The 26,613-nt window shown below is 66.2% G+C and carries 22 protein-coding genes; 14 read left to right on the forward strand and 8 right to left on the reverse strand.

All coding sequences use genetic code 11. The features are described 5' to 3' along the window. Positions 1–203: 203 nt before the first annotated feature. From recJ to mazG, 12 genes are all read left to right on the forward strand, one after another. Entirely contained in the window at positions 204–2,024 is a 1,821-nt protein-coding gene (recJ, locus tag GYH34_RS12235) for a single-stranded-DNA-specific exonuclease RecJ (protein WP_174242403.1), read from the forward strand. A 310-nt stretch (positions 2,025–2,334) separates the two neighbouring features. Beyond that, on the forward strand, positions 2,335–3,324 hold the full coding sequence (locus GYH34_RS12240; protein WP_161913818.1) for a septal ring lytic transglycosylase RlpA family protein: 990 nt from the start codon (positions 2,335–2,337) through the stop codon (positions 3,322–3,324). Positions 3,325–3,462: 138 nt separating this feature from the next. Then, complete coding sequence (locus GYH34_RS12245) at positions 3,463–4,665, forward strand: D-alanyl-D-alanine carboxypeptidase family protein (RefSeq protein WP_244635079.1); 1,203 nt, start codon at positions 3,463–3,465, stop codon at positions 4,663–4,665. Continuing rightward, entirely contained in the window at positions 4,662–5,381 is a 720-nt protein-coding gene (gene tmk / locus GYH34_RS12250) for a dTMP kinase (protein ID WP_161913820.1), read from the forward strand. Before GYH34_RS12245 ends, tmk begins: the two co-directional genes overlap by 4 nt. After that, on the forward strand, positions 5,378–6,451 hold the full coding sequence (locus GYH34_RS12255) for a DNA polymerase III subunit delta' (protein ID WP_161913821.1): 1,074 nt from the start codon (positions 5,378–5,380) through the stop codon (positions 6,449–6,451). Before tmk ends, GYH34_RS12255 begins: the two co-directional genes overlap by 4 nt. A 9-nt stretch (positions 6,452–6,460) precedes the next feature. Next, the gene (locus tag GYH34_RS12260; RefSeq protein ID WP_174242404.1) at positions 6,461–6,976 is read left to right on the forward strand and encodes a DNA-deoxyinosine glycosylase; all 516 of its coding nucleotides are present in this window, start codon (positions 6,461–6,463) and stop codon (positions 6,974–6,976) included. Positions 6,977–7,044: 68 nt separating this feature from the next. Next, positions 7,045–8,619 carry a methionine--tRNA ligase gene (metG, locus tag GYH34_RS12265; RefSeq protein WP_256367001.1) on the forward strand — a complete coding sequence of 525 codons (1,575 nt, stop codon included), beginning with the start codon at positions 7,045–7,047 and terminating at the stop codon, positions 8,617–8,619. Between the two features lie 13 nt (positions 8,620–8,632). Continuing rightward, positions 8,633–9,145 carry a hypothetical protein gene (locus GYH34_RS12270; RefSeq protein ID WP_244635080.1) on the forward strand — a complete coding sequence of 171 codons (513 nt, stop codon included), beginning with the start codon at positions 8,633–8,635 and terminating at the stop codon, positions 9,143–9,145. 133 nt (positions 9,146–9,278) lie between these two features. Then, positions 9,279–10,079, forward strand: a complete 801-nt coding sequence (locus GYH34_RS12275) for a TatD family hydrolase (RefSeq protein ID WP_161913822.1) — start codon at positions 9,279–9,281, stop codon at positions 10,077–10,079. Continuing rightward, entirely contained in the window at positions 10,076–10,873 is a 798-nt protein-coding gene (locus tag GYH34_RS12280; protein WP_161913823.1) for an MBL fold metallo-hydrolase, read from the forward strand. Before GYH34_RS12275 ends, GYH34_RS12280 begins: the two co-directional genes overlap by 4 nt. Positions 10,874–11,459: 586 nt before the next feature. Continuing rightward, positions 11,460–12,125, forward strand: coding sequence for a cold shock domain-containing protein (locus GYH34_RS12285; RefSeq protein ID WP_161913824.1), 666 nt, complete (start codon positions 11,460–11,462; stop codon positions 12,123–12,125). 304 nt (positions 12,126–12,429) lie between these two features. Then, positions 12,430–13,248, forward strand: coding sequence for a nucleoside triphosphate pyrophosphohydrolase (gene mazG / locus GYH34_RS12290; RefSeq protein ID WP_161913825.1), 819 nt, complete (start codon positions 12,430–12,432; stop codon positions 13,246–13,248). Positions 13,249–13,303: 55 nt separating this feature from the next. On the opposite strand, the gene GYH34_RS12295 is transcribed toward mazG, so the two are convergent. The 8 genes from GYH34_RS12295 to dusB all read right to left on the reverse strand — a co-directional run bounded on the left by GYH34_RS12295 (position 13,304) and on the right by dusB (position 23,266). After that, positions 13,304–13,630, reverse strand: a complete 327-nt coding sequence (locus tag GYH34_RS12295; RefSeq protein WP_161913826.1) for a multidrug efflux SMR transporter — start codon at positions 13,628–13,630, stop codon at positions 13,304–13,306. 55 nt (positions 13,631–13,685) lie between these two features. After that, positions 13,686–15,077, reverse strand: a complete 1,392-nt coding sequence (gene hflX / locus GYH34_RS12300) for a GTPase HflX (protein ID WP_161913827.1) — start codon at positions 15,075–15,077, stop codon at positions 13,686–13,688. A 123-nt stretch (positions 15,078–15,200) separates the two neighbouring features. Then, positions 15,201–15,470: an RNA chaperone Hfq gene (gene hfq / locus GYH34_RS12305; RefSeq protein WP_018265371.1), complete on the reverse strand. Its 270-nt coding sequence runs from the start codon at positions 15,468–15,470 to the stop codon at positions 15,201–15,203. A 262-nt stretch (positions 15,471–15,732) separates the two neighbouring features. Then, complete coding sequence (locus GYH34_RS12310; RefSeq protein WP_161915002.1) at positions 15,733–17,097, reverse strand: sigma-54 dependent transcriptional regulator; 1,365 nt, start codon at positions 17,095–17,097, stop codon at positions 15,733–15,735. Positions 17,098–17,109: 12 nt separating this feature from the next. Beyond that, the gene (locus GYH34_RS12315) at positions 17,110–19,368 is read right to left on the reverse strand and encodes a PAS domain-containing sensor histidine kinase (protein WP_244635081.1); all 2,259 of its coding nucleotides are present in this window, start codon (positions 19,366–19,368) and stop codon (positions 17,110–17,112) included. An 89-nt stretch (positions 19,369–19,457) separates the two neighbouring features. Beyond that, on the reverse strand, positions 19,458–20,936 hold the full coding sequence (gene ntrC, locus GYH34_RS12320; RefSeq protein ID WP_161913829.1) for a nitrogen regulation protein NR(I): 1,479 nt from the start codon (positions 20,934–20,936) through the stop codon (positions 19,458–19,460). A gap of 25 nt (positions 20,937–20,961) precedes the next feature. Continuing rightward, positions 20,962–22,200, reverse strand: coding sequence for an ATP-binding protein (locus tag GYH34_RS12325; RefSeq protein WP_244635083.1), 1,239 nt, complete (start codon positions 22,198–22,200; stop codon positions 20,962–20,964). Positions 22,201–22,261: 61 nt separating this feature from the next. Then, entirely contained in the window at positions 22,262–23,266 is a 1,005-nt protein-coding gene (gene dusB / locus GYH34_RS12330; RefSeq protein WP_161913830.1) for a tRNA dihydrouridine synthase DusB, read from the reverse strand. 147 nt (positions 23,267–23,413) lie between these two features. Between dusB and GYH34_RS12335 the strand changes: the two genes are divergently transcribed. Both GYH34_RS12335 and GYH34_RS12340 read left to right on the forward strand, forming a co-directional pair. Further along, the gene (locus GYH34_RS12335) at positions 23,414–24,625 is read left to right on the forward strand and encodes a bifunctional 2-C-methyl-D-erythritol 4-phosphate cytidylyltransferase/2-C-methyl-D-erythritol 2,4-cyclodiphosphate synthase (protein ID WP_161913831.1); all 1,212 of its coding nucleotides are present in this window, start codon (positions 23,414–23,416) and stop codon (positions 24,623–24,625) included. A gap of 154 nt (positions 24,626–24,779) precedes the next feature. Next, positions 24,780–26,585: a methyl-accepting chemotaxis protein gene (locus GYH34_RS12340; RefSeq protein ID WP_161913832.1), complete on the forward strand. Its 1,806-nt coding sequence runs from the start codon at positions 24,780–24,782 to the stop codon at positions 26,583–26,585. Positions 26,586–26,613 lie beyond the last annotated feature (28 nt).

A 26,613-nucleotide genomic window follows, 5' to 3' on the forward strand; every position in this document is an offset into this window, starting at 1 on the left:
TGGCGCGTGGCGGTCATCGGCGGCGGCGGTCTTTTCATCGGACGACCTCCGCTCGGGACATCCCGGCCGATCGCCGAATGGCGAGGAGAGGGACTCGGCGTATTTTCGGGGGATCGGCGGACGCGGCGCGCCTTGTCTCATTGACCGGCCGCATGGCCGCGGCGATTCTCGGCAGACGATTCCCTCTCGTCTCCCGAGTCTCGATGCTGGACAAAATCGCCGGAAGCGACCGGCCGCCCTTCCTCGGCGTCGAGCGCTCCGTTTCGGAGCGCGTCTGGCGCGCGCGGCTGCGGCCGCAGGAGGAGGCCCAGGCGAGCGCCATCGCGCAACTCCACGGCCATGGCGATCTTCTCTCCCGCGTGCTGGCCGGGCGGGGGATCACCCAGGAGACAGCGGCGACCTTTCTCGCGCCCACATTGCGCGAACTAATGCCCGATCCGCTCGTCCTGCAGGAAATGGATGCGGCGGTCGAGCGGCTCGCCCGCGCCATCGAGGCGGGCGAGCAGATCGCCCTGTTCGGCGACTATGACGTCGACGGCGCGGCCTCTTCGGCCCTCTTCGCCGAGTTTCTGGAGGCGGCCGGCTGCCCGCGACCCTTCCTGCACATTCCCGACCGCATTCTGGAAGGCTACGGCCCCAACTTCGAAGCGATCGCCGATCTACGGGCGAGGGGGGCGAACCTTCTGGTGACGCTCGACTGCGGCACGACCAGCCACACCGCCCTCGCCTCGGCCCGCGCGTCGGGTCTCGACGTCATCGTCATCGATCATCATCAGGCGCCCGAGGTCCTGCCGGACGCCATCGTCGTCAATCCCAATCGGGCGGACGATCTCTCCGGCCTCGGCCATCTCTGCGCGGCCGGCGTCGCTTTTCTCGCTCTGGCGGCGCTGGCCCGCGAGCTGCGCCGGCGCGGATATTGGACCGACGCGCGGCCGCAGCCCGATCTTCTCGCCGGGCTCGATCTCGTGGCGCTAGCGACGATCGCCGATGTCGCGCGGCTGCATGGCCTCAACCGCGCCTTTGTGGTGAAAGGCCTCGCGGTCATGCGCGGCCGCGCCCGCATCGGCCTTTCCGCGCTGCTGGACGCAGCGCGCGTGGACGGGCCGCCGCGCGCCTATCACCTCGGCTTCGTGCTGGGGCCGCGCATAAACGCCGGCGGCCGCATCGGCGACGCAGCGCTCGGCGCGCGTCTGCTGACCTTGCGCGATCCCGTCGAGGCGGCTCGCATCGCCGCCGAGCTCGACCGGCTGAACATCGAAAGGCAGGCGCTGGAAAAGGCCACTCTGGAGGAGGCGGAGGCCGAGGCGGACCGCCAGCTCATGCGCTCCAATCGCCTCTCCTGCCTCGTGGTCGCGGGCGAGGGATGGCATCCGGGCATTGTCGGAATCGTCGCCTCACGGTTAAAGGACAAGTTCAAGATTCCAGCTTTTGTCATTGCGAAGACAGGGGAAATTTGCTCAGGCTCAGGTAGAGGCTCGAGTGGCGTCGATCTCGGCCGCACGGTGCGGATGGCTGTCGAGCAGGGCTTGCTGCAAAAGGGCGGCGGCCATGCGATGGCGGCCGGCGTCACGGTCGCGAGCGAACGAATCGACGCCTTCCGCGCCTTCATGAACGACGCGCTGGAGGAGGACGTCGAGCGCGCCCGCGACGCCGATGCGCTGCTCGTCGACGGCGCGCTGACGGCGCGCGGCGCGAGCGTCGAATTCATCCGCGCGCTCGAGCGGGCCGGACCTTTCGGCGCCGGCAATCCAGAACCGCTCTTCGTCCTGCCGGATCAGCGCATCGTCGATGCAGGAGTGGTCGGCTCCGCCCATGTGCGGGCGCGGATTCAATCCGGCGATGGAACGAGGCTCGACGCCATCGCCTTCCGCGCCGTGGGAACGCCGGTCGGCGACGCGCTGCTGGACGGCCGCGGGCGTGTGCTGCATGTCGCCGCGCGGCTGGGCGCCAATGTGTTTCGCGGCGCCGAGCGCGTGGAGACGCGCATCGTCGATCTCGCACGGCCGGATCGCGAAACATGGTGAACGCGCGAATAATCGTGAAGATATTGGCGCATCTGACGATTTCGGCGCACGGGCGCGCTGGGCGAATGTGTGGCGAGCGGCGAAGCTCTCGTCGCAATTTGGTCGCAATCGCCCCTTCTCATGGCGAAGCTCGAGGATGCGGGAGAGAGCGCGCGAGGCGCGTTAACTCTCGAGTAATTCGGGCGCGAGACATTGAGGCGTGCGGTCGCGCCGAAGCAGCGTGGTTTTCGGGGCTCCCGCATGCGCGGCTCCTCGACGTCCGCGCGAGCGAAGCGAACCGTCCCCCATTTCGAGCGAATGCGCGCCTGACATGAGATCGAGATCGAGACTGCCGGAACTTCGCTACTCCTTCGCGCTTCTCGGCCTTTGCGCGCTCGCGGGCTGCTCGTCCGCCCCGCCGGCCATGCACAACAAGATCGCGCGCTCGCAGATCGACCCGCGCTATGGCGTCGCGCCGAGCCCGCGCGTCGTCGCCGAGGGCGAAGAGGTGCCGCGCGGCGGCGGCTACTATATGGTGGGCAAGCCCTATCAGATCGCCGGCAAGACCTATTACCCGAGCGAGAGAGCCTATACGGCCACGGGTCTCGCCTCCTGGTACGGATCGGATTTTCACGGACGCAAGACGGCCAATGGCGAGGTGTTCGACAGCGCCTCGATCAGCGCCGCGCATCCGACCATGCCGCTGCCGAGCTATGCGCGCGTGACCAATCTGCGCAATCACCGCTCGATGATCGTGCGCGTCAATGATCGCGGCCCCTATCACGGCGGCCGCGTGATGGATGTCTCGCAACGCGTCGCCCAGGCGCTGGATTTCTATCGCGTCGGCACGGCGCGGGTGAAGGTCGATTTCGTCGGCCGCGCCGCGCTCGAAGGCTCCGACGACATCAAGCTGCTGGCGACGCTGCGCGAGGACGGTCGTCCTGCGACGCTGCCGGGCGGCGCGCCGATCATGGTGGCCACCAATCTGCGCGAGACGCCGAGCCGCGTCGCGCGGCTCGAGCGCTCCGAGGAGGCGCAGCAGGCCGAACGCGCTTCCGCCGCCCGCGCCGAGTCGCGCGAGGAGGAGAGCGCGTCACGGGCGGAAATGCAGAGCGTGGCTCGCGCGGAAGCGCGCGAGGCAGAGAGCCCGCGCCGGACCGAGGCTCGCGCGGTCGAGAAGGAGCCGGTCTCCACCATTCCGACGCCTATCTCGGCCAAGGCGCAGGCCATGGCCAAGAGCGCGCCGCTGCCGCCCTCGCGGCCTTTCGATCTCGGAACGGCGTCGCCGCGCAATCTGCGCTTGCGGCAAGCGCTCAATTAACCTCGACGGCGCTCTGGACGGCCGCGCGCCGCGCGAGGCCGTTGCTTTCTGCCCTCCGACGCGCCACATTTCAGCGGAACTCATTGCGTGAGGCCGTCGACGCGCTTCGACGGCGCATCGAACGAAGGCGAAAGACGCGTGCCTGTCTCCCTTCCCAAAACCCTCGCCAAATCCCTCGCCCGCTTCGGCTTCGTCCTGGCGGCCTCCTTCATCGCGCCGACGGCGGCTCTCGCCGAAGGCTTCCAGACCACCGCGCCGCGCGCCATTCTGATGGACGCCGGCACACATACGGTGCTGCTGGAAAAAGCCGCCGACGAATATGTGACGCCGGCCTCGACCGTGAAGATCATGACCGCGGAGGTCGTGTTCCACGAGATCGCCGAGGGACGGCTGAAGCTCGACGATGAATTCACCGTTTCCGAGCACGCGTGGCGCGCCGGCGGAGCGCCGGCCGGCGGCTCGGCGATGTTCCTCGCCGTCAACAGCAAGGCGCGGGTCGAGGATCTGATCCGCGGCTTGGTGATCGATTCCGGCAATGACGCGGCGATCACTCTCGCCGAAGGCGTCGCCGGATCGGAAGAGGCTTTCGTCGGCCGCATGAACAAGCGGGCGTCCGAGCTCGGCCTCACACGGTCGATCTTCGGCAATCCCTGGGGTCAGGCCGGGCCGGACCAGAAGGTGACGCCGCGCGAGATGGTCCAGCTCTCCGCGCATATCATCAAGACCTATCCAGACCTCTATCGCTATTTCGGCGAGAAGGAGTTCACCTGGAACAAGATCAAGCAGCAGAACCGCAATCCGCTGCTCACCATGAGCATCGGCGCGGATGGTTTGAAGACCGGCAATATCGACGATTCCGGCTATGGCATGGTGGGCTCCGCCGTGCAGGACGACCGACGCCTCATCGTGGCCGTCTATGGGCTGCGCACGGCCAAGGACCGCGCCGAGGAGGCGCGCAAGATCCTGCAATGGGGCTTCCGCAATTTCGAGGAGAAGTCGCTGTTCAAGGCCAATGAGACCGTCGGCTCGGCGCAGGTCTATGGCGGAACCGCCGGCTCCGTGCCGCTGAGCGCGTCGAACGACATCAAAGTGCTGCTGCAGCGCGGCGGCTCGGAGAAGCTCTCGGGCAAGATCGTCTATGAGGGGCCGCTGATCGCGCCGGTCGAGGCGGGGACCAAGGTCGCCAAGCTCGAGATCCGCCGCGGCTCGACCGTCGTGCTCGAGCAGCCGCTCGAGGCCGCCGAGACGGTCGAGAAAGGCTCGCTCCCGAGCCGCGCATTCGACGCGGCCTATGAATATGCGGCCGGCGCCATTCACAACAAGCTGTCGAAGAAGCAATGAGCGCAGAGCCGCCGCTCGGCCCGGCGCGTGGGCAGGACAAGGGCCGCGCCGGCAAGTTCATAACGCTGGAGGGCGGCGAGGGGGCCGGCAAGTCGACGCAGATGCGCCGCTTGCAGGAGCGCCTCGCGCAGAGGGGCGTGGAGGCGATCGCCACGCGCGAGCCCGGCGGCTCGCCGCATGCCGAGGCGCTGCGCGAGGCGCTGCTCGGCGGCAAGGCGGCGTCGCTCGGCCCGCTCGGCGAGGCGATTTTGTTCTCGGCGGCGCGCATCGACCATCTCGACCGTCTGATCAAGCCGGCGCTCGCCCGCGGCGCCTGGGTGATCTGCGACCGTTTCGCCGATTCCACCAGAGCCTATCAGGGCGCGCGCGGCGGCGTCGATCCGCGGCTCATCGCTTTGCTCGAGCGCGTCGCGCTGATGGGCTCCTCGCCCGATCTGACCATCATCCTCGATCTGCCGCCGGAGATCGGTCTCGAGCGCGCGCATCGGCGGCGTCCGCCGGACGAGGCGGCCGATCGTTTCGAGCGCGAGGGGCTGGAGTTTCACCTCGGCCTGCGCCAGGCCTATCTCGACATAGCCACGAGCGAGCCCGGCCGCTGCTGCGTCGTCGACGCGCTGGCGCCCGAGCAGGAGGTGGCCGAGGCCATTTGGCATGTCGTCGAAGCCCGCTTTTTTCGGCCCGAGATCGTCATTCCCTTGAAGAGAGTGATGGCGTGAAGCGCGACGCCGAGGCCCCGCCGGAAAGCGATCGTTTCGCCGATTTCCCGCATCCCCGCGAGACCCATGCGCTGCTCGGCCATGACGTGGCGGAGAGCGAGCTGCTCGACGCCTTTCGCCGCGGCAAGCTGCCCCAGGCCATTCTCATCGGCGGCCCGGAGGGCATAGGCAAGGCGACGCTGGCCTGGCGGCTCGCGCGCTTTCTTCTGGCCCATCCCGACGCCGCCGCCCCCGAGGCGGCGCGCGCGCGGTCGCTGTTCGTCGCAGAGGAGAGCGTCGTCAGCCGACGCATAGCGGCGCTGGCGCTGCCCGATCTCTTCCTGCTGCGCCGCGAGTGGAACGAGAAGACCAAGAAGCATTTCACCGAAATCCGCATCGAGGATGTGCGCCGGCTCATCCATCTCTTTCACCAGAGCTCGGGCGAGGGCGGCTGGCGCGTCGCCATCGTCGACAGCGTGGACGATCTCAACCGCTCCAGCGCCAATGCGCTGCTGAAGCTGATCGAGGAGCCGCCGGCGCGCTCGCTGTTCCTGCTGGTCGCGCATCAGCCGGGCCGCGTGCTGCCGACCATCCGCTCGCGCTGCCGCAAGCTCAATCTCACGCCGCTCGCCGAGCCGGACGTCATCGCCGCGATCCGCGCGCTGGGCGCGCCCTGGAGCACAGCGCCAGCAGAGGCGCTGGCCGGCGCGGCTGCAGGCGCGGAGGGCTCGGTGCGCGAGGCGCTGCGTCTGCTGGAGGGCGACGGCGTCGCCTTCGACGCGTCGCTGCGCGCGATGTTCGCGCGCCTTCCGCAAGTGGATTGGCTCGCCGTGCATTCGCTCGCCGACCGGCTGGCCGGACGCGACAATGAGCAGGCCTATGAGACTTTCATGAGCGGGCTCTATCGCTTCCTCGATTCCACAGTGCGGACCAAGGCCGGCGAAGGCGCGAGCGCGACGAGCCTCGCCCCCTACGCGCGCGCCTGGGAACGCATCGGCGAAGCGGCGCGCGAGACGGAAGTGTTCAATTTCGATAAGCGCGGGCTCATTCTACAGGTATTCGCCGATCTCGAAGAAGCGGCGCGCCGATAGAGGCTTTCCTTGGACGTTATTCCGACCTCGAAAGGCTTCCCGCCGGTCTCCCGCGCCGACGCGCGCGTGCTGATCCTCGGCTCCTTGCCAGGGCAGGTCTCGCTGGCGCGCGTCCAATATTATGCGCAGCCGCGCAACGCTTTCTGGCCGATCATGGGGCGGGTCTTCGGCGTTGCGCCGGAGCTTCCCTATGAGGAGCGGCTCGCGCGGCTGACGGAGAAGGGCGTCGCTTTGTGGGATGTCTGCGCGCAGGGGCGGCGGCCGGGCAGCCTCGATCAGAAGATCGACATCGCCAGCGTCGTCGTCAACGACATAGCCGGCTTTCTGGCGGCGCATCCGCAGACCGCTCTCGTCTGCCTCAATGGCGGCAAGGCGGGCGATCTCTATCGCCGGATGGTCGCGCCGACGCTCGCCGCATGGGCGCCGCCCAGCGTGATCTTGCCTTCGACTAGCCCGGCCCATGCGGCCATGAGCTTCGATCGTAAGCTCGAACATTGGCGGGCCGCGCTCGCGCGCCTGATCTGATCAGGAATTTTGCTGCGCCGCACGCCTTCCGCTTCCCCGCCGCGGCAAAGCGCGCTAGACCCTTGGCCATGGCTGAACGTCCGACCTTCATGATCACCACCGCCATTCCTTATGCGAATGGCGCCCCGCATATCGGTCATGCGTATGAGCGCATCGCGACCGACGCTTTCGCGCGCTTCAAGCGGCTCGACGGCTTCGACGTGCTGTTCGTGACCGGAATGGACGAGCACGGCCAGAAGATGCAACGCACCGCCGAGCGCGAGGGGCTGACCCCGCAGCAGCTCGCCGACCGCACCGCTGGCCAGTTCCAGACCATGGGCGAAAAGCTGAACGCGCTCGCCGACGATGTCGTGCGCACGACGCAGCCGCGCCACGCGGAGGCGGCGCTCGAGATTTGGAAGCGCATGGAGGCGGCGGGCGATATCTACCTCGCCAAATATTCCGGCTGGTACTCGGTGCGCGACGAGGCCTATTACGACGAAGGCGAGATAACCGAGGTCGAGGGCAAGAAGCTCGCGCCGACGGGCACGCCGGTCGAATGGGTGGAGGAAGAGAGCTGGTTCTTCAAGCTCTCGGCCTATCAGGACAAGCTCCTCGCCCATTACGAGGCGCATCCCGATTTCATCACGCCGGAGAAATACAGAAACGAGATCGTCTCCTTCGTGAAGCGCGGCCTCACCGATCTCTCGATCAGCCGCACCACTTTCGACTGGGGCGTTCCCGTGCCGGCGAAGCCGCAGACCAATGCGCCGCATGTGATGTATGTGTGGGTGGATGCGCTCACCAATTACATCACCGCGACCGGCTTTCTGACCGGGGAGGGGGATCGCGCCCGCTTTTGGCCGGCGAACGCCCATGTCATCGGCAAGGACATCACGCGCTTTCACGCCATCTATTGGCCGGCCTTTCTGATGTCGGCCGGCGTGTCTCTGCCGAAGCAGATCGTCGTGCACGGCTTTCTGTTCAGCCGCGGCGAGAAAATGTCGAAGTCGGTCGGCAATGTCATCGATCCGATCGATCTCGCGCAGCGCTATGGCGTCGATCAGCTGCGCTATTTCTTCCTGCGCGAAGTGCCCTTCGGTCAGGACGGCAATTATTCGCATGAGGCGATTGTCAATCGTATCAACGCCGATCTGGCCAATGACCTCGGCAATCTGGCGCAGCGCTCGCTGTCGATGATCGCCAAGAATTGCGGCGGCGTCGTCCCGACGCCGGGCGAACTCACCGAGGCCGACCGCGCGCTGCTCGCCGACGCCTCGGCCGCGCTCGGCAAGGCGCGCGAGACGATGGACGCCTATGCGCCGCATCTGGCGCTGGCGGAGCTGTTCCGCGTCGTCGGGGACGCAAATCGCTATTTCGCCGGCGAGGAGCCCTGGGCCAAGAAGAAGACCGACCCTAAACGCATGGAAACGATCCTCTATGTGACGGCGGAGGCGCTGCGGCGGCTCGCCATTCCGCTGCAGCCTTTCATTCCGGCCGCGGCCTCGGGCTTGCTCGATCTGCTCGCCATTCCCGCCGATGCGCGGGATTTCGCCCATGCCGGCGAGGCGCATGCGCTGAGCCCCGGCGCGCCGCTGCCGGCGCCCGCGCCGGTCTTTCCGCGCTATGTGGAGGAGGGCGAGGCGCAAGGCGCCAAAAGCTGACGGGGAGACGCTGATGAGACGGTCGCGAGCGAGCCTCATTTTGATGACGGCGACGGTCGCGGCCCTGCTCTGCGCCGGCCCGTCGCAGGCCGAAGCCTGGATCGCCTATCGCAACGCCCGTTTCGGGACCACGGCCGATTTGCCCAAGGGCTGGACCATGGGCGAGGCGCCGGAGAATGACGACGGCCGCGTCTTCACCTCGCCGGACAGACAGGCCGAGATCGCCGTCTACGGCGGCTACCGCGCCTTTCAGAAGGATCAGGAATTCGCCGACCGTCTCGCGCCGGGCGAGGGCGAGAGCGTGACCTACGCCAAGAAAGGCAAGGATTGGGTCGTCGTCTCCGGCACGAAGGGCGACCGCATTTTCTATCGACGCTCGCTGCTCTCCTGCAGAGGCGAGATCTGGAACAATGTCTCGATCGAATATCCCGCGTCACAGAAGAAGAAATTCGATGCGCTGGTGACGCGCGTCTCGCGCTCGCTACGCGCCGGGCGCAGCGATGGTCTCGTCACCGGATGCTCGTGAAGGCGCTCGGCTGGTCGCCAAATTGCTTAACCGCCTCAGGGACGCCGATCCTCCTCCGAATAGAATCGTTCCAATTCCCGGCCGGGCGCGTTAAGGGTTCGGCGCCGACACGCCGAAAATTCAGGCCGAGCCCATGCTGATCGACACACATTGCCATCTCGACTTCCCCGATTTCGCTCCCGAGCAGGAGGAGGTCGTGGCGCGCGCGCGGGCTCAGGGGGTGGCGCGTTTCGTCACCATCTCGACCCATGTCGAGAAATTCGCTGCGATCGCTGCTTTAGCCGAGCGTTACGAGGATGTGTTCTGCACGGTCGGCACGCATCCCAATCACGCCCATGAGGAGCGCGAGGCGAGCGCCGCCGAGCTCGTCGAGCTGGCTCGCCACGAGAAATGTGTCGGCATAGGCGAGGCGGGGCTCGACTATCACTATGACAAGGCCCCGCGCGAGCTGGCGCATCGCGTCTTCCGCACACATATCGCCGCCGCGCGCGAGAGCGGCCTGCCGCTCGTCATTCACTCGCGCGACGCCGACGCCGATTGCGCCGAGATTCTGCGCGAGGAAATGGGGAAGGGGGCTTTCAAGGCCCTGCTCCACTGCTTCACCAGCTCGCGCGCGCTGGCAGAGACGGCCGTCGAGCTCGGGCTCTACATTTCGTTTTCCGGCGTGGTGACGTTCAAGAATTCCGGCGAGCTGCGCGAGATCGCGCGCGACGTGCCGCTGGAGCGTCTGCTCGTGGAGACCGACGCGCCGTTCCTGGCGCCCGTCCCGCATCGCGGCAAGCGCAATGAGCCCGCCTATGTCGCCGACACGGCGCGCACGCTCGCCGCGGCCAAGGGCGTCACCTTCGAGGAGATGGCCGCGCAGACGACGGCCAATGCGCTGGCGCTCTTCTCCAAAATGACGCCGATCGAAACCCGGCGGGCGGCCGAATGAGCCTATCCGTCACCATATTGGGCTGTGGCTCCTCCGGCGGCGTTCCGCGCGTCGGCCAGGGCTGGGGCGCCTGCGATCCCGCCAATCCGCGGAATCGCCGCCGACGCTGCTCGATATTGGCGACGCGGACCGAGGGTGACGCGCGGACCAATGTGCTGGTCGACACTTCGCCCGATCTGCGCGAGCAATTGATCGATGCTAAGGTCGGCCATCTCGATGCGATCCTCTTCACCCATCCGCACGCCGATCACACGCATGGCGTCGACGATGTGCGCGGCCTGGTGCTGGAGAGCGGCCGCCGCATTCCGGCCTATCTGGATGAGCCGACGGCGAAAATGCTGACGGATCGCTTCGACTATATCTTCAAGACGCCGCCCGGCAGCTATTATCCGCCGCTGCTCGACGAGCATCGCATTCATCTCGGCCGCGAGGTGACGGTGGAAGGCCCCGGCGGAACCATCGAGGCGATGCCGTTCCGGCTCGACCATGGCGATATGGACGCGCTCGGCTTCCGCATCGGCGGACTGGCCTATACGCCGGACCTCAATTCCGTGCCGCAGGAGAGCTTCCGCCATCTCGAGGGGCTCGACGTCTGGATCATCGATGCGCTGCGTCACAAGCGCCACGGCACGCATCTCTCGGTCGGCGAGGCGCTGGAATGGGTCGCCCATTTCAAGCCCCGCCGTGCAATTCTGACCGATCTGCATGTCGATCTCGACTATGACGCGCTGGCCGCGACTCTACCGGAGAATGTGACCCCGGCCTTCGACGGAATGCGGATCGAGCTGGCCTGAGCCGGGCGTCCGAAACAGCCACATTATCCATGAACCTATCGATTCGAGCCGCGCCGATATGGCGCGTGCTAATCTGCGCGTCGCCTGATCGCCATCGTCGACCAACGTCGCGCTGCCCCGAGGCGGCTGGATATAAGTTCCATAATATCGATTATGCGATTTTCATTTTTCTGATCTTCCATGATTTCAGACCATTGCGTGTCGAGCATCCGGCCTTTCGCCTTCGAGGTCCCTCGCCGCTGCGGCGGCGAGCGCGGATGCGCGGCGTTCTTGCCGCGCTCGCGCCACTTTTCCGGGGTTCGATCAGCGCAGTCTCAGCGTGCGATTCGTTGCATGGTGAGCGGCGGCCTCGGGTTTTTTCGAAAATGCTGGCGAATTCATCTAGCCAGACTGGGCCGCTTCCTGGTAAAAAGGCGATTGCGCGGGACTATATGGCATTCAACTGGCACACTTACGAACGCACCAAAACCGGCTCTCCGCGAGACGCCGGCGGACGCGTGCGTCGTCGGCGCTTTTGCGCCCGGCGAGAGGCCGTGCATGTGGCTATAGCGGTCTTTTGGCGGATGGCGGAGACGAGTACCAAGACATGAGCAGCAAAGGTCGAGACTTCCGGGGACCCAGAAAGCGTGGGTTCGACGACGACCCCCCATACGGCTACGACAGCCCGCGGCCCAGCCGGCCGCCGAGGTCGCCATTCGGCGGAGGTGGTGGATTTGGCGATGCGCCGCCCCCGTCCTCGAACGAGCCCGCGATCGACGCGGTCGTCAAATGGTTCAAGCCCGAAAAAGGCTTCGGCTTCGTGGAGCTCGGCAATGGCACGGGCGACGCATTTTTGCATATCGGCGCCGTTCAGGCTGCGGGCTATGACGCCCTGCCGCCCGGAGCGAAGCTGAAGGTGCAGGTGTCGAGCTCGGTCAAGGGCCAGCAGGTCACTCGCGTGCTTGAGGTCGATCTTTCGACCGCGACCGCAGAGCGTCCGCGCAGCAGCAGCGGCGGCGGCTTCGATCGACCGCCTCGCCGTCAGGCTCCCGATCCGTCGACGGCCGTGCCGGTCTCCGGCAAGGTCAAATGGTTCGACGAGACCAAAGGCTTCGGCTTCGTTCAGTCGAATGATGGCGGGAAGGACGTCTTCGTCCATATCTCGATCCTCGGTCCCTCCGGCGTCAATCATCTCGCCGAAGGCCAGCCTGTGACGATGCAGGTCGTCGACACGGCCAAGGGTCGCGAAGCGCTGTCGATCACGGTCGACTGAGGCTTTTAAAATCAGTGGGCCGCAAGTCCTTCCCGGCTTGCGGCTACGCGCCTGAAGGCGACAACGATCTCACCTCGGATGCGCAAGTCGGGTCCGAGGCGCTGTCGTTTGCAAGGCGTAATCTGGCCCCGGACCCTCGGATCGACTGCGGAGGGCGGTTAGACCAAGGGCGCAGTCGAGATCCGGCACTCATGTTAGAGCAAAGCGTTTCGGATTCCTCGCTTTTTTTGCCACGCGCCGCTGCGTCAAAACAACGCGCCGCTCGCGCTTTTCAATGCTCGTTCCGCCTCTTAGAGGCCTGTCGATGACGCAAGACGCGATCGCGCGGCTCCTCGGCATAATGGCGGCCCTGCGCACTCCTGGAACCGGCTGCCCCTGGGACCTCGAGCAGGACTTCGCCAGCATCGCTCCCTATACGCTCGAGGAGGCCTATGAGGTGGTCGACGCCATAGAGCGCGGCGATCTCGGCGATCTTCGCGACGAGCTCGGCGATCTGCTGCTGCAGGTGGTCTTTCACGCCCGACTGGCCGAGGAGGGCGGCGCTTTCGCCTTCGCCGATGTGGCCGAGGCGATTTCGGACAAGCTCATCCGCCGCCATCCGCATGTGTTCGGCGACAAATCCGCTGCCTCGGCGGGGGATGTCGCCGTTCAATGGGCCGAGATCAAAGCGCAGGAGAAGAAGGCCCGCGCCGAGCGCCGCGGCATAGAAGAGCCCGCCGGCCTGCTCAATGGCGTTCCGCCCGCCCTGCCCGCTCTGACGCGCGCGGTAAAGCTTCAGGAAAAGGCGGGAAAGGTCGGCTTCGATTGGGCCGACGCGCGTCTCGTGCTGGAGAAGATCCGCGAGGAGACGCTGGAGGTGGAGGCGGAGCTGGGCGTCGACGGCGCGCCGCACGCGCCCGCCGTCGTCGAGGAGATCGGCGATCTTCTCTTCGCCGTCGCCAATCTCGCTCGCCATGTCGGCGCCGACCCAGAGCAGGCGCTGCGCGGCGCCAACGCCAAATTCGAGCGGCGTTTCGGTTTCATCGAGCGCGCGCTCGCCGAACAGGGCAAGAGCCCGAAACAATCGACGCTCGACGAGATGGAAGCGTTATGGCAGGCCGCCAAAGCCGACGAGCGGAAGTGATCCAGAAACACGAAGATCACTGCCGATGAGCAAGGCGAACGGCATCGAAACATCCTCAATGAGCGGTCTGCGAAAACAGGCTCAGCACGACGACGCCGGCGATGATGAGGCCCATGCCGGCCATCTCGCCGGCGTTGAGCCTCTGATGGAAAGCGAACCATGCGACGACGGCGATCAGCGCCTGGCCGACGCCGGACCATATCGCATAGGCGACGGCGACCGGTATGCTGCGCAGCGCGAGCGACAGCAGAAAAAACGACACGCCATAGCCGATGACGACGATGGCCGACGGCAGCGGCTTGGAAAACGCCTCGCTCGCCTTGAGCGCGGAGGTGCCGACGACCTCGGAGAGAATAGCGACGATCAGATAAATTCGATCCATGATGCGTTCCGCCGGTTCCAGCGCCTCGGGACTCGAGGCGCGCCGAGAAGAGGAATTAGCGCGCGCGCCGCTTGGATGACGCGCGAGCGCGCACTTCCGCCTGCGGATAGCGGCGCGTGACCCCGTCGAATCGCTCCGGCGCGACGCGCACGATGAGCCGCGCGCGGCCATCGGCCAGCGTCTGGCGATCGAGCACCTCCGTATGGGCGTGCAGCCAAGCGATGCCGGCGCCGTCGGCGGGATCGAGCTCGACCTCGAGCTGAATGCGCCCCTCGGCGAGACGCGTCTCTATGCGCTCGAGCAGAGCGTCGAGCCCCTCCCCGGTCAGCGCCGAGACGAGAGACGGCCGATCGACGTTCTTCTTTCCACGCGCGGCGATCTTCATCGCGGCGACGACCTCGTCGTCGAGCGCGTCGATCTTGTTCCACACTTCGAGAATGCGCGTTCCCGCCTCGCCGGACAGGCCGAGCTCGCCGAGAATGGCCTCGACATCGGCGGCCTGCGCCTCCCAATCGGGATGCGAGACGTCGCGCACATGCAAGATCACATCGGCGAGCGTCACTTCCTCCAACGTCGCGCGGAAGGCCGAAATCAGCATGGTCGGCAGATCGGAGATGAAGCCGACCGTGTCGGAGAGCAGCACTTTGGCGCCATGCGGCAGGCGAATTTGGCGAAGCGTCGGGTCGAGCGTCGCGAACAGCATGTCCTCGGCCAGCACGCCGGCCTTGGTCAAGCGATTGAACAGCGTCGATTTGCCGGCGTTGGTGTAGCCGACCAGAGCGACGACCGGATAGGGAACTTCGCGCCGTTTTTTGCGATGGAGGCCGCGCGTGCGCTTGACCTGATCGAGGTCGTGCTCGATGCGCGCCATGCGCTCGGAGATGAGGCGCCGGTCGGTCTCGATCTGCGTCTCGCCGGGGCCGCCGAGAAAGCCGAAGCCGCCGCGCTGGCGCTCGAGATGGGTCCAGCTGCGCACGAGCCGTGATTTCTGATAGGCGAGATGGGCGAGCTCGACCTGCAGCGAGCCCTCCTTGGTGCGGGCGCGGCGGCCGAAAATCTCGAGGATCAGCCCGGTGCGGTCGATGACCTTGGCGCCCCAGGCTTTCTCGAGATTACGCTGCTGCACCGGCGAGAGCTGGCAATCCATGGTGACGAGCTCGACCTCAGCGGCTTTCACCGTCTCGCCGATCTCCTCCACCTTGCCTTTGCCGAGATAGGTCGCCGGCCGCACATCATGCAGCGAGACGCCGATCTCCCCGACGATGTCGAGGTCGATCGCCTCGGCGAGGCCCACGGCCTCCGCCAGCCTCGCAACGGGATCGCGCTCCGTTCCCTGCCCGGCTCCGCTCTCCGAAGCGCGCGGCCGTGTGGGATAGGGGCCGACCACGAGGGCTTTCGTGGGCGCGCCGGCTGTCCGGTCCTCGGACGCTGATGCTTTTTCGTTCAACCTCACCTCGACCCGCCGAGCCGAGCGCCCCGGCGATTCGCCGCGCGTCTCGCCAGCCTTTTATAGTTCTCGCGCTGACTCCTACCAGAAAATGGAAAACGCCGCTTCTCGATGAATCCCCGCTCAGCGATGGCGCTCCGGCGGGCTCTGCTCGCCCTCCTCGCCCGGCTCGAACATATGGATCGGATGGCCGGGCATGATCGTCGAGATCGCATGCTTATAGACGAGCTGGGAATGCCCATCGCGCCGCAGCAAGAGGCAGAAATTGTCGAACCAGGTCACGATGCCCTGCAATTTGACGCCATTGACCAGAAAAATCGTGAGTGGGACTTTGTTCTTCCGCACGTAATTCAAAAACGTATCTTGCAGATTTTGCGCGCGTTCGGAGGACATCGGCTATCCTGTTCTGTTTTTCGTTATCGGGGCGATTTGCGTCGCTCTTATCGGTCCATAGCCATCCGACCGCACATTAGAGCCCGCGCCGGCGCAATGCGCAAGACGCAACTCCCTCATGCGGCCAAAGGCCTCCCCTTACGGTCCTGTAACCCGCTGTTTCGACGAGTTTACGACGAGACGAAACGCATCAACTAGAGCCAAACCGTCGCAGAGCCAATAGGAAAATTTCGCAAGACCTTGTAACCGCGAGATTTGTCGTTCACTCGATGGCGAGCGACTTCAACTTGCGATGGAGCGCCGATCGCTCCATTCCAATGAATTCCGCCGTTCGCGAAATATTGTTGCTGAAGCGATTGAGCTGGGCGATCAGATATTCTCTCTCGAACACTTCGCGCGCCTCGCGCAGCGGCAGGCTCATCAGCTTCTCGCCGCGCACGCCGGCCGGAGTGGCGGGAACGAGCTGGCCGATCTCGGACGGCAGCATTTCGGCGGAAATCTCCGCCGTCGCGTCGCCGGCGGTCAGAATCATCAGCCGCTCCACATTATTGCGCAGCTGGCGGATATTGCCGGGCCAATCGTGCAATTGCATCACGGCGAGCGCATCCTCGCTGATCTTGCGGCGCGGCATGCCGGAGGTCGCCGAGACCTGCTCCATGAAATATTCGATGAGCTCGGGGATATCCTCCCGCCGCTCCGCGAGCGAGGGGATGCGAATCGGCACCACGGAGAGGCGATGGAAGAGATCCTCGCGCAGAGCGCCCTCCTCTATCGCCGAGGTGAGATCGCGCGCCGATGAGGAGATGATCCGCACGTCGACCTCGACGCGCGCCGTTCCGCCGACACGCTGAAAATTCTGCTCGACCAGAACGCGCAGGATTTTCGCCTGCGTGTCCTTCGGCATGTCGGCGATCTCGTCGAGGAAGAGCGTGCCGCCATGGGCCTCCTCCAGCGCGCCGATCTTGCGCGCGCCCTCGCCGCCCTCGCTGCCGAACAGCTCTATCTCCATATTCTCCGGCGTGATCGTCGCCGCATTGATGACGACGAAGGGTCCGGCGGCGCGTTGCGAGGCGGCGTGGATGCAGCGCGCTGCGAGCTCCTTGCCGGAGCCCGGCTGGCCGGTGATGAGCACGCGCGAATTCACCGGCGCGACGCGGGCGATCACCTGCTGCAGCTGATGCGCCGGAAAGGAGCTGCCGACGATGCGGTCCGAGGCGCCGGCGCGTTGGCGCAGCGCGCTCACTTCACGGCGCAGATGCGAGGCCTCGAGCGCGCGCTCGGCGACGAGCACGAGACGGTCCGCCTTGAAGGGCTTTTCAATGAAATCATAGGCGCCGAGCTTTATGGCGCTCACCGCGGTCTCGATATTGCCGTGGCCGGAAATCATCACCACCGGCAGGTCTTTGTGCTGCTTCTGGACGATCTCCAGCACCTGCATGCCGTCGAGTCGCGAGCCCTGCAGCCAGATGTCGAGAAAGACGAGATGCGGGCGGCGCTGCTCGATCGCGGCCAGCGCGCCATCGGCGTCCTTGGCGGTGCGCACGCCATGGCCCTCGTCGCCGAGAATGCCGGCGACCAGCTCCCTTATGTCTTCTTCATCGTCGACGATGAGAATGTCGCTGACCATGTTCCTCACCATTCACGAAATCCGCGCCTGCGCCTGCATCTCCTCCGCCGCCGTCTCGGCGAGCGGAATGAGCAGGCGCACGCAGGCGCCCGTCCCGGAGGGGGCGTCGAGCAATTCGAGTCGGCCGCCATGGTCCTCGATGATCTTGGCGACAATAGGCAGGCCGAGCCCCGTGCCCTCGGCGCGCGTCGTCATATAAGGCTCGAGCAGGCGTTGCCGGTTGAAGGCGGGGAACCCCTTGCCATTGTCGACGACGTCGATCTCGGCCATGCGGTCGCGCACGCCGAGGCTGATGTCGATGCGCTTGGCGGCGAGCGGGGCGGCGTCCTCGCGCGCTTCTATGCCCTCGGCGGCGTTTTTCACTATGTTGGTGAGCGCCTGCGACAGCAGCCTTCGATCGAAGACCGCGTAGACCGGCGCCTCCGGCAGATTGAGCGTCATCTCGACGTCGTTATGCGCGACGCGCGTCAGAAAAAAGGCCTGACGCATGCAGTCGCAGAGATCGTCGCGCACCGGCCGCGCTTTCGGCATTCTGGCGAAGGAGGCGAATTCGTCGACCATGCGCTTGATGTCGTCGACCTGACGCACGATCGTGTCGGTGCATTGGTCGAAGACGTCGCGCTCGAAGGTGATGTGCTTGCCGTATTTGCGTTTCAGCCGCTCGGCGGAGAGCTGGATCGGCGTCAGCGGATTTTTGATCTCATGGGCGATTCGCCGCGCCACATCGGCCCAGGCGGAGGTGCGCTGGGCGGTGACGAGATCGGTGATGTCGTCCAGCGTGACGACGAAATGCGCGCCGCCCTTTTGCGTGCTCGCCGAGGTGACGCGGACGGCGAGCGTCAACTCCTTGACGCCGCGCTTTATGTTGATCTGCGTCTGAATGGCGCGCGGAAACGCTTCGACCGCATCGGCGAGAATTGGCGCGATCTCGGGGAGAGCTTCCGCCGCCCGCGCGCCGATCGCCGCCACGCCATCCTTGCCGGCCACGCCCTGCCCCGCCCCGCCGACGAGAAGCTCCTCCGCAGAGCGGTTCAGCACATTGATCCGCCCTTCCGCATCGACGCCGATGACGGCCGCCGGCACGCCAGAGAGCACCGCCTCGGTGAAGAGACGGCGCTCCTCATTCTGGTGATTGGCGGCCAGCAGGCGGCTCTGCTGCTGCTCGATCTCGCTGGTCATATTGTTGAAGACGGAGCCGAGCCGCGCGAGATCGCCATGCGAGCGCTCGACATCGACGCGCACGTCGAGATTGCCGGCGGAAACCTGATCTGTGGCGGCGATGAGCGCGCGAATCGGCGCGACGAGCCGATCCACGAAATCGAGCCCGACCCATACCGCCGACAGCAGCATTATGGTGGCGAGCAGCGCATACATGACGGTGAAGGCCTTTTTCACCGCGCCGCGATAGGTCTCGAAAGCGTCATAGGTGGCGATGAGGCTCGCCGCCTGCTCTGGGAATTGCACGCCGAAAGGATCGACGGGACGCGTCACATAGAGGAATGTGTCAGGAAAGCTCGACAGCGGCCGCAGCGCGACGAAGGTGAGTCCATCGTCGATGACGAGGCAGAGCGGCTCGCCCTTGCGCGCATCCTCGAAATCCGAGGCCGGCGGCGCGATGACGATGGCCGAGCCGTCGGCCGTCACATCGACGCGTTCCAATATCTGCCCGTCGGTCTTGACGATCGCCGCCACGGAAAAGCCGAGGAAGCGCGCCCGCGAGACGAAGAACTCGTGGAACAGGCCGCGATCGGCGTTGAACATGGCGCGGGCGCGATCGAGGTCCGAGGCGGAGAGCTGCGCCTCTTGCAGCAGCGAGCGGCATTGCGTCTCGCGGAACACGCGCGCCGCCTCCGCCGTGCTGTGAACGGAGGTCTTCACCATGGCGAGGAATTGCGGGTTCAGCGCGCGCTCGAGCGTCACCGAGCCGACAATGGCGAGGGTGATCGCCGGCGTCAGCGCCAAGGCGGAAAAAAAGGCGAGGATTCGAATATGCAGGCCCGCCGCCGCGGCGCCGCGGCGCCAGGAGCCGATGAGCGTGCCCGCCTTGACGAGCACCAGAGCGACCAGAAGAACCAGCGCGACGGCGTCGGCGAAGAACAGCGGATAGACGACGTCGCTGGTCGGCGCCACGGGCGCGAGCTCGGCCATGACGAAGAAGGTGGCGAGCGCGCAGGCGACGGCGGCGACCACCGCGATCGGCCCGAACCACAGCCGCCAGGACCGCTTCCCGGACGCGGCCGGCGGCTCGGGCGCCTGAATGTCTCCCGCCATGGACATGCGCCTGTATAGGTCGTGGCGCCGGTAGAGGCAATCTCGAGCGCTCCCTTCTCCCGTTTACGGGAGAAGGGGTCTGCGCTTCCCTACCGCGGCGAGCGCATCAGGCGGATATCGAGGTCGTTGACCTTCTTGCGCAGCGTGTTGCGGTTGAGGCCCAAAAGCTCCGCCGCCTTGATCTGATTGCCGCGCGTCGCGGCGAGCGCCGCGGAGATCAGCGGCACCTCTATCTCACGGATGACGCGGTGATAGAGGCCCGGCGGCGGCAAACGATCGCCATGGTCGCGGAACAGCTTGGCGAGATGCTGCTCGACCGAGGTAGAGAGCGTCACATCCTTGTCGGACGGCAAGTCCGCCAGAATTGTCGTCGCCGCCGGCAGCCGGTCGCCGGGCGAGGCCTGACGCATCTCATGCTCCAGCTCGAGCTCCACCACCGCCTCGGTGATGACCTCCTGCGGATGCAGGGCGGCGAGTCGGCGAATGAGATTCTCCAGCTCGCGGATATTGCCCGGCCAGCGATAGCGCTTCATGCGGTCGAGCGCCGCCTGCTCGATGTATTTCTGCGGAAGGCCCTCGCTCGCCGCCACCTTGAAGAAGTGATGCACGAGGTCGGCGATATCCTCCGAGCGCTCGCGCAGCGGCGGTAGGCGCAGCGGCACGACGTTGAGGCGGAAATACAAGTCCTCGCGGAACAGGCCCTGCTGAATCAGCGCGCGCAGATCCTTATTGGTCGCAGCGATGATGCGCACATTGGTTTTGATCGGCGTGCGGCCGCCGACGGTCGTATATTCGCCCTGCTGCAGCACGCGCAAAAGCCGCGTCTGCGCCTCCATCGGCATGTCGCCGATCTCGTCCAGGAACAGCGTGCCGCCTTCGGCCTGCTCGAAGCGGCCGATGGAGCGCTGATTGGCGCCGGTGAAGGAGCCCTTCTCATGGCCGAACAGCTCGCTCTCGATGAGATCGCGCGGGATGGCGGCCATGTTGATGGCGACGAAGGGACCTTTCTTGCGCTTGCCATAGTCGTGCAGCGCGCGGGCGACCAGCTCCTTGCCCGTCCCCGACTCGCCGTTGATCATGACGGTGAGATCGGTCTGCATCAGCCGCGCCAGCGAGCGATAGATCTCCTGCATCGCCTGCGAGCGGCCGACGAGGGGCATGCCCTCCATATCGTCCGGGCCGTCGATCTCGTTCTTCTTGCGCGGCTCGGCCATGGCGCGGCCGACGATGCCGACCAGCTCCTTCAGATCGAAGGGCTTGGGCAGATAATCATAGGCGCCGCGCTCGGAGGCGCGGATCGCGGTCATGAAAGTGTTCTGCGCGCTCATCACGATGATGGGCAGATCGGGGCGCAGCTTCTTTATGCGCGGCAGCAGCTCGAAAGCGTTTTCGTCCGGCATCACCACATCGGTGACGACGAGATCGCCCTCGCCCGATTGCACCCAGCGCCACAAGGTCGCGGCCGTTCCGGTGGTGCGCACCTCATAACCGGCGCGTGAGAGCGCCTGCGCCACCACAGTTCTGATCGCGGCGTCGTCGTCGGCGACCAGAATCTCGCCGTGGGTCATCGGATTTTTCTCCAGCAGATCGTTCTCACGAGCGGCGCTCTCTCGGCGCAGGCTCTGTTCCCTCGGCGGCGGAATGTTGTCGTCTGGCTCGTCGCTCGTCCGCTCGTTTCTCCTCGTCCTTGTTGCGATACATCGGCATCAAAATACGGAAAGTAGTACGCCTCGGGTGAGATTCGCATTCGACGATGCCGCCGTGGTCATTGACGATCTTGGCCACCAGTGCAAGTCCGAGGCCAGTTCCAGAAGTCTTCGTGGTGATGAAGGGATCGAACAAATGCGCGGCTATGTCCTCGGGCACGCCGCGGCCATTGTCGCGCACGCAAAACTCCAGCGGCAGCCCCACCGGGCGCTTGTCGCCGGCAGTTCGCAGGCTGACCCCCGGCCGGAAGGCGGTGGAAAGCTCGATCTCGCCGTCTATGGAGTCGCCGATCGCCTCGGCCGCATTCTTGACCAGATTGAGGAAGACCTGCACCAGCTGGTCGCGATTGGCGGCGACCGGCGGCAGCGAGGGGTCGTAATTCTCGATGAAGCGAATATGGCGCGCGAAGCCGCTGCGAGCGACGCGCTTCACATGGTCGAGCACGACATGAATATTGACCTTCTCGCGCTCCGGCGGCCGCGAGTCGGAGAACACCTCCATGCGGTCGACGAGGCGGACGATGCGGTCGGTCTCCTCGCAGATCAGCCGAGTCAACGCCCGATCGGCGTCTCCCACTGAGCTTTCCAGCAGTTGCGCGGCGCCGCGAATGCCCGACAGCGGGTTCTTGATCTCATGCGCGAGCATCGCTGCAAGCCCGGAAACCGTGCGCGCCGCCCCCCTATGGGTCAGCTGCCTGTCTATTTTATCGGCAATTGTGCGCTCTTGCAGCACCACGAGAACGCCGCCTTCGCTGTCCGGCAGCGGCGCGCAATGCACATCGACGCGTCTTTCGCCCTCCGCTCCGGGCCGGCCGAGGTCGATGCGATATTCATTGATCGCAGAGCCGCGCTCGCGCACCTGCTCGATAAGGGCGATCAAGGGTGAGCCGAAGGGCACGAGACGGCTCAGCTCCTGCCCGATGAGGATCGGCTTGCCGATCTCGAAGAACGACTCCGCCGCGGCGTTGGCGTCGACGATCACCCCATCCGGCCGGATCGCCAGGATCACATTGGGCAGCGCTTCGAGAATGCAGGCGCGATTATTTTCGGCGATCACGCGCAGCCGCGCGCCGACGGGCGTGGCGAGCGCGTTCTTGCGCCGGTGCGGATTGGATTCGGCGGTCATCTCGACACCTCGGAACTCCTCTGGCGCGGAGCGCGCGCCGAGCCTCTACGGGACATACGCGTCAGCAATGTGCCGGAGCCGGCTCCCCTCGCGCCGGCTCGAGCGAGAACAAAAGGCGAAGAAGCCCGCGTACCTCCTCGGCCGAGGAAGAAGCGAGCATCGCCCGTCGGAGACCGGCGCGCGCCTCTGCGTCTCCCTCCGCCTGCTCGGCGTAGGCGGAGAGATGCTTGCGCGCATGGCGCAGACCCAAATTCGAGCCCATGGCGATGAGCAGACCATCCAAATGCTCGAGCGCGGCCTCCAGCCGCATCGTGGCGGAGGGGGGCGCGCGATGGCGCCCGGCGGCGAGAAAATGAGCGATATCGCCGACGAGCCAGGGCCTGCCCATCGCCGCCCGTCCGACCATAACCGCATCGGCCCCGGAGGCCGCGAGCATTGCGGCGGCGTCCTGCGGCGAAGCGCAATCGCCATTGGCCACGACCGGAATTCTTATGGCGGACTTGACCGCGGCGATCGCCCGCCAATCCGCCCTGCCCTCGTAGAATTGCGCGCGGGTGCGGCCGTGGACCGTCACCATGACGGCGCCCTCGGCCTCGACCAGACGCGCCAGCTCGGCGGCGTTGCGGCTGGCATCGTCCCAGCCGAGCCGCATTTTGACGCTCACCGGAACCGAGACCGCGCCCACAGCCGAGCGGACCAGCTCGGCGGCGAGCGCCGGCTCGCGCATCAGCGCCGCGCCGGCGAGGCCGCCGGTCACGCGCTTGCAGGGACAGCCCATGTTGATGTCGATCAGCCTCGCTCCCGCGGCCTCGGCTCGGCGCGCCGTCTCGGCTATTCCGGCAGGATCGCGCGCCGCGATCTGCACGATATGGGCGTCTATGCCGGAGCCGTCCAGCCGCTGGCGGGCCTCGACGTCGCCGCGCGCCAGCGCGCTCGCCCCGACCATCTCGCCGACCGCCGCGGAAGCGCCGAAACGCAATGCGATCCGCCGCATGGCGAGATCAGTCACGCCGGCCATAGGCGCCAGAAAGGCGCGCCCCGTAAGATGAAGCGAACCGATGCGCAAAGGCGTGGCTCCTATGGTCTCGCCTATAAATTCATCAGTTGTCATCGTGCCTACACTATATGCAGACGGGCATACGTACGCAATGCGTACATCCCCGAGAATAGTGAAAATTGACGCGAAGCCGAAAAAGCGGGAGAGGAACCTCCTATGAGCTCATCCTCGACCATTGCGATCCTCACTGTCGCCGGCGGCCGCGGCGTGCGGGCGGGTGACGGCCTTCCAAAACAATATCGTGCGCTTCTCGGCAAGTCTGTGCTGGCGCGCACGCTCGAAGCGATGCACCGGGCTGCGCCGCAGGCTTCGCTTCTCGTCGCCATCCATGCCGACGACGCGGAGCTCTATAGCGGCAGCGTCGCCGAAATATTGGACAGCGCGCGCGCGCGGCTGCTCGAGCCGGCGATCGGCGGCGCGACGCGCCAGCAGAGCGTGCGCAATGGGCTCGAGGCGCTGGCGGCCCTCTCCCCCGCCCCGGAGATCGTGCTGATCCAGGACGCCGCGCGGCCCTTCGCCGACCCGGCGCTCGTCGCCCGGGCCATAGAGGCGGCGCGCGTCCATGGCGCGGCCGTGCCGGGCCTGCCGCTCGCCGATACGGTGAAGCAGATCGACGCCGAGGGCGTCGTCATCGCCACTCCCGACCGCGCGAGCCTACGCTTCGCGCAGACGCCGCAGTCTTTCGCCTTTCCGCTGATTCTCGCGGCGCATCGTAAGGTCGCGAGCGGCGGCGCCGAGCTGACCGACGACGGCATGGTCGCCGAGGCCGCCGGCCACAAGGTCCATGTCTTTCCGGGCGACGTCGCCAATTTCAAGCTCACCACGCCGGAGGATTTCTTGCGCGCGCAAAACGCATTGCTGGGCGACCTCTCCGACATTCGCACCGGCCAGGGCTATGACGTCCACGCTTTCGGCGAGGGCGACAAGGTCTGGCTCGGCGGCGTCGCCGTGCCGCACAGCCACGGCCTCGCCGGCCATTCCGACGCCGATGTGCTCGCCCACGCCATCACCGACGCTCTCCTTGGCGCCCTGGCCGATGGCGACATCGGCAAGCATTTCCCGCCTTCGGATCAGCAATGGAAGGGCGCGCCCTCCTCCATCTTCCTGGCTTTCGCGGCCAAGCGCGTGCGCGAGCGCGGCGGGATCATCTCCCATGTCGACGCGACCATCGTCTGCGAGGCGCCCAAGATCGGTCCGCATCGCGACGCCATTCGCGAGAGCCTCGCCAAGATCATGGAGGTCGATATCGGCCGCGTGGCCGTGAAGGCCACGACCTCGGAGCGCCTGGGCTTCACCGGACGGCAGGAGGGCATGGCGGCGCTGGCGCTGGCGACAGTGCGGCTGCCGGCGATCGAGTCCGAGCGTTGACAGCTGGGAATCGGCTGCGCTTTGTCCCCCGCAGTCGCCGAGCTGTCACGCACCTGTCATAAAAAATAATGACTTAGCGATATCGACGTTAGCTGTTTCGCAACGCGAGCTCGGGCATTGTGCCGCGTCTTTCCTCCATGCGGCTGTCGAACCGATGAAATCGAGCATCGCACGCAAGCTCGGCGGCGTCATCACGCTGCTCGGCGCTCTCGCATTATGCCTCTCCCTCTTCGCCTTCTGGCAATCGCGTCTCCACGCGCGACAGGCGAATGAGATCGAGGCGGATTATGCCTATGTCCTTGAGGTGCGTGGGCTCGCGCAATCCGTGCAGCATGTGGCGATCGTCGCCAACGCCGTCTTCTCCACCGACGACAAGAACGAGGTGCAGAAAAAGCTGACGGTTCTGCGTCGGGCGCTAGACGATCTCGGCCAATCGGCCGACGCGCTCGTCTCCCGCGCCGGCGGCAGGATGTCGGAGCAGCAGAAGACGAAGCTCTCCCTCGCCATACGAGAATTCATCGCCTATCAGAACGACACGATCGAGCTCGGCCTGACGATCTCGCCGAAGGCCGCGCTGGTCCAGGCGAATGACGAGGCGACGATCGCCAATCGCGGCCAGATGATCGCCGAAATGGACGCCTTCGTCCGCGACACGCTCGGTCGCCTCTCGGCCAATCGCCGAGCGGAAGAAGAGCGCCGGCCCCGGGACGAAGCGTTGACGCTGGCGGTCCCGGCCGCCGCCACCGCGCTCGCCATAATCGTCGCATTCTGGATCGTCGCGACACAGATTCGCGCGCCGCTGGAAACGATCGCTCTGGCCCTGAAGCGTGCGGCGGAAGAGGATTTCGACGAGAACATCCCTTTCGTCGATCAGCGCGACGAGATCGGCGACATGGCGCGAGCGCTCCGCGCTTTCGAGGCGGCCGCGCAAGAGAAGCGGCGTCTCGAGCGAGAGGCCGAGTCCCAGCGCCGCTTGACGGCCGAGCTGCGCGAGACCGGCGACGGCGAGCGCCGTCGAGCCGCCGACGAGCAGGCGGCTGTGGTCGCCGCGCTCGCGCATGGGCTCGAGCGGCTCTCCGGCGGCGATTTCACCTCGAGGCTGGAGACGCCCTTCGCGCCGCAATACGAGCAGCTTCGCGCCGATTTCAACCAGGCCGTCGAAAAGCTGAGGCGCGCCATGATCGCCGTGGCGAAGAACTCCCAGGCTGTTCTCGAGCGAACGACGGAAGGGGCGCGCGTCGCCGACAGCCTCGCGGAGCGCAGCGAGCAGCAGGCGCTCGAGCTCGCCAAGGCGGCCATAGACCTCGGCGCCTCGACCTCCGCGATCGAGCGCACTGCGGACACGACAGCCGAGGTGCGCGAATTCGTCAATCGCGCCAGCAGCGCCGCGCGGCGCGGCGGCGAGGTCCTTCGCGACACGATCGTCGCGATGAGCGCGATCGAGGATTCATCCGGCCAGATCGGACGGATCGTCGATCTCATCGACGAAATCGCCTTTCAGACCAATCTTCTCGCGCTCAACGCCGGCATCGAGGCGGCGCGCAGCGGCGAGGCCGGCCGCGGCTTCGCGGTTGTCGCCTCCGAAGTGCGCGCGCTGGCGCAACGAGCGCTCGAAGCGGCCAAGGAAATCGGGGCGCTCGTCGAAACCGCGCAACGGCAGGTCGGGATCGGCGTCGGTCTCGTGAGCGAGACGAGCCGCACATTGAGCGAGGTCGTTCAGCTCACATCCTCGACCGACGCCCTCGTCGCCAATGTCGCGGCCGCAGCGAAAGAACAATCGGCCAGCCTCGGCGAAATATGCCTCACCGTCGGCAAAATCGACAAGGCAACGCGGGAAAACGCGGCGATCGCGGCCCGCTCCTCCGACGCCAGCGCCGATCTCGCCGAGCGGACGCGCGAATTGATCGATCAGGTCGCGCGGCTGCGCGTCGTCGCGACCGCCGAGGCGCGCGCGGCCTGAGACGCGCCGCAATTCCGAATGGAAAACG

This window comes from Methylosinus sp. C49 (genome assembly GCF_009936375.1).
Taxonomy (GTDB): Bacteria; Pseudomonadota; Alphaproteobacteria; order Rhizobiales; family Beijerinckiaceae; genus Methylosinus.

Bases quoted from the DNA above. Each gene is read 5' to 3' on its own strand.
- recJ (WP_174242403.1), top strand. From the start codon at position 204: ATGCTGGACAAAATCGCCGGAAGCGACCGGCCGCCCTTCCTCGGCGTC.
- GYH34_RS12240 (WP_161913818.1), top strand. From the start codon at position 2,335: ATGAGATCGAGATCGAGACTGCCGGAACTTCGCTACTCCTTCGCGCTT.
- tmk (WP_161913820.1), top strand. From the start codon at position 4,662: ATGAGCGCAGAGCCGCCGCTCGGCCCGGCGCGTGGGCAGGACAAGGGC.
- metG (WP_256367001.1), top strand. From the start codon at position 7,045: ATGGCTGAACGTCCGACCTTCATGATCACCACCGCCATTCCTTATGCG.
- GYH34_RS12270 (WP_244635080.1), top strand. From the start codon at position 8,633: ATGAGACGGTCGCGAGCGAGCCTCATTTTGATGACGGCGACGGTCGCG.
- GYH34_RS12275 (WP_161913822.1), top strand. From the start codon at position 9,279: ATGCTGATCGACACACATTGCCATCTCGACTTCCCCGATTTCGCTCCC.
- GYH34_RS12280 (WP_161913823.1), top strand. From the start codon at position 10,076: ATGAGCCTATCCGTCACCATATTGGGCTGTGGCTCCTCCGGCGGCGTT.
- GYH34_RS12285 (WP_161913824.1), top strand. From the start codon at position 11,460: ATGAGCAGCAAAGGTCGAGACTTCCGGGGACCCAGAAAGCGTGGGTTC.
- mazG (WP_161913825.1), top strand. From the start codon at position 12,430: ATGACGCAAGACGCGATCGCGCGGCTCCTCGGCATAATGGCGGCCCTG.
- GYH34_RS12295 (WP_161913826.1), bottom strand. From the start codon at position 13,630: ATGGATCGAATTTATCTGATCGTCGCTATTCTCTCCGAGGTCGTCGGC.
- hfq (WP_018265371.1), bottom strand. From the start codon at position 15,470: ATGTCCTCCGAACGCGCGCAAAATCTGCAAGATACGTTTTTGAATTAC.
- GYH34_RS12310 (WP_161915002.1), bottom strand. From the start codon at position 17,097: ATGGTCAGCGACATTCTCATCGTCGACGATGAAGAAGACATAAGGGAG.
- GYH34_RS12315 (WP_244635081.1), bottom strand. From the start codon at position 19,368: ATGGCGGGAGACATTCAGGCGCCCGAGCCGCCGGCCGCGTCCGGGAAG.
- ntrC (WP_161913829.1), bottom strand. From the start codon at position 20,936: ATGACCCACGGCGAGATTCTGGTCGCCGACGACGACGCCGCGATCAGA.
- GYH34_RS12325 (WP_244635083.1), bottom strand. From the start codon at position 22,200: ATGACCGCCGAATCCAATCCGCACCGGCGCAAGAACGCGCTCGCCACG.
- GYH34_RS12335 (WP_161913831.1), top strand. From the start codon at position 23,414: ATGAGCTCATCCTCGACCATTGCGATCCTCACTGTCGCCGGCGGCCGC.
- GYH34_RS12340 (WP_161913832.1), top strand. From the start codon at position 24,780: ATGAAATCGAGCATCGCACGCAAGCTCGGCGGCGTCATCACGCTGCTC.